This window comes from Methylocaldum sp. (assembly GCF_039794385.1).
GTDB lineage: Bacteria > Pseudomonadota > Gammaproteobacteria > Methylococcales > Methylococcaceae > Methylocaldum.
The window spans coordinates 1-2,576 of sequence record NZ_JBDIVO010000505.1; the positions used below are offsets into that span (position 1 = coordinate 1).

The 2,576-nt window shown below is 65.6% G+C and carries 1 protein-coding gene; it reads right to left on the bottom strand.

Annotated features, from left to right (window positions below; all coding sequences use genetic code 11):
• A partial coding sequence (locus ABJK70_RS23415; RefSeq protein ID WP_347259301.1) for a DUF6531 domain-containing protein occupies positions 1–2,576 on the bottom strand: 2,576 nt, incomplete at both ends.

The window sequence follows — 2,576 nt, forward strand, 5'->3', positions numbered from 1 at the left end:
CGCCACCTGTCCGGCGGTGGTTCCGGCGTTGCTCTCGAAGCCGTAACGGAGGCCGTTCTTCTCGGTCAGACTCCACGACCCATCGGCCTCGCGCTTCACAACCGAATACACCCCCGGCGCGGCCTGGAAGACGCTGCCCGCCGGCACGCTGCTGCCCGGAAGCCTGAAGAACCGCTCCGCCCCGGTGCCGTCCACCCAGCCGACCCTGACATACCCGCCCTCGGCGCCGTAGAAGTTCAGCTTATGGTTGAAGCTGTGGGTCCAGCCGAACCCTAAGGGGCCATCCTTGGGTCCCCGGCTGTTGTAGGCGCGTTCGAACACCAAGGGCAAGCCGCGGCCCGCCACGGACACATCCCGCTCGGTGTGGTACAGATTGCCGGTGGCGAGGTTGACCGGATCGCCGCCCCAGCTCATGACCGCGTTCCAGCCGTTGGCGAGGGTCGCCGAGTTGATCGGCCAGACGCTCGGGGCCACGCTGGGAATGAACGAATCGCGCGGATAGGAGACCGGCACCGGGCTCGTGTTGACCAGCGAATAGCCCCCGCCGAGGCCGCCGTTGATGATGGCGGCGATATAGCCCTTGGTCTGGTTTTCCGCCATGTACACCGCGCCGTTCCAGGTCTTGGGCTGGGCCTGACCGTCGGTGTAGGCGAGGGTTTTCTTCGGCACCGTGACCGTGGCGCCGTCGTTGACGAAACCCGTGATGCTGCCCTGATAGAGATTCATGCTGGGGTCCATCAGGCTGGACCAGCTCCCGATATTGGCGGAGGTCAACGTCACCAGCGGGTTCGTACCGCCGGACTCGCCGGCGAATTGCAGCCCCCGTACCGTCGACACCGCATCGGTCCGGATCAGTTCCTGCCAGATGGCGTGCTCGTAAGCCGAGGCGCTGTAACCCCAGAGCTTGAAGGTCGGCCAGATTTCCGCGCGGAGGGTGGCGCTGTCGGTCGCCGTGGTGTCGAGCTTGACCAAATGTGCGAGATTGCCCAGCACGTCGATGTAGGGACCGGAGGGATGGACGGCGAACGGCAGGTCGAACAGGTAGTCGACCTTGAGGCCCGCCGCGGTGAGCCCCAGGTGAATGCCGCTTTCGCCGCTGATGCCGTTGAGTTCGCCCAGGCGCTGCCCGGCGTCGGTGACATAACGGAGGTATTTCAACAGCGCGATATGCAGGAGTTCGCCTTCGGTCGCGTCGTAATTGGCGGCATTGGCGGGCGTCGGCGCGCCGGGCGCGCCCTGGACGGATTGAATCAAGCGTTCCGCGCGCTCGGCGAGGAGGCGGTCCGCTCCCTGATGGGCATACGCCATCAAGGCATGATGCGCGCCGGCCTTCAAATTGACGTAGACGGTCTTGTTGAAGCAATGAAGGTCGGGATCCGGCGTGGCATTATTGGGGTCGTCGTTGCGGCAGGCGGGTTGCTGGAGGGTGGTGTCGCCCAGGGTCACCTTCATGATCAGGCGATGCTCCGTGCCCAGCGGAAGCGTGCCCGACCCCGTGGCCAGGGTGGTACCGTCGAGTTTCAGGACCGGCTTCAGATTCACCGATCCGGCCGGCAAACCGGCCAGATCGCCGTTCCAGCTATTCCAGATCGTTTGCGAAGCGCTGTCCGCCGGGGTATAGGACAGCGTCACCCGCTGGTGGACGATCGAGGGCAGCGATACCTGCTGGTCCGCCATGAGACTGCCGCCCGTGCTGTCCCGCACCTTGAGCGTGAACTGATAGCGGTGGCTCGCAGGAAGGCTGGCGGTCTCGGGCGACGACGAGCCGGCCCAGTTGACGAATTGCACCACCTCGTACGGCAGGGTGACCGGCAGAATGTCGAAGCTGCGGGGGATCGGTTCGCCCCGGTACGGCACGTCGAGCAGGGTATAGTCCGGATTCAGGCTTTTGATGTAGGTGTCGACCTGCGTCTCGTAGCGTTCGTGGGGCAGCGTGTGGGTGCGGCTGGCCAGATAACCGGTGGCGCTGTAATCGAAGGCAACCGCCTGCTGAATGCCGGCGATACCGGCCTGATAGGTCTTGTCCTTGAAGCTCGGGTCCAAAGGAATCCAGCGATGGCCGGTCTGGTCGGACGGCGCGCCCCGGTAATTGCCGTAGGGCAGGCAGGCTTCGACCCAGACATGGCGCAGTTGGATGCCGGTGTTGCTGGTCAGGTAGGCGGCTTGCGGATTCAGATTGTTCGAGAGGATGAGCGCCGCGGCCCGGTAGGTCTTGGCGCCGAGCCAGCGGGGCGCGCGGCCGTTGGCGCCCAGATCCGCCGCGTCGGTGACCTGGACATTGCCGAGGACATAACGGGCCGGGATGTTCGAGGCGCGCAGCAGGGCAATGAGGAGCGATGCCTGGTCGGTGGCGCCGCCGGAACCGCTGTAGAGCGTCCCCACCGAGCCTTTGAGCGAGCCGAAGTAGGGTTCGAAGCGGATGGTGTTGTAGACGTGCTGGAAGATCCGCACCGGCGAATAGCCGAGCTGCGCGGCGAGATCGCGGATCTCCGGGCTGATGACCGCGTCCTCCGTCGCGGCGAGATCCGCGCCCGTATAGCCGCAGGCCGCGGCTTCCGACGGGGTGGCGGGCGCCG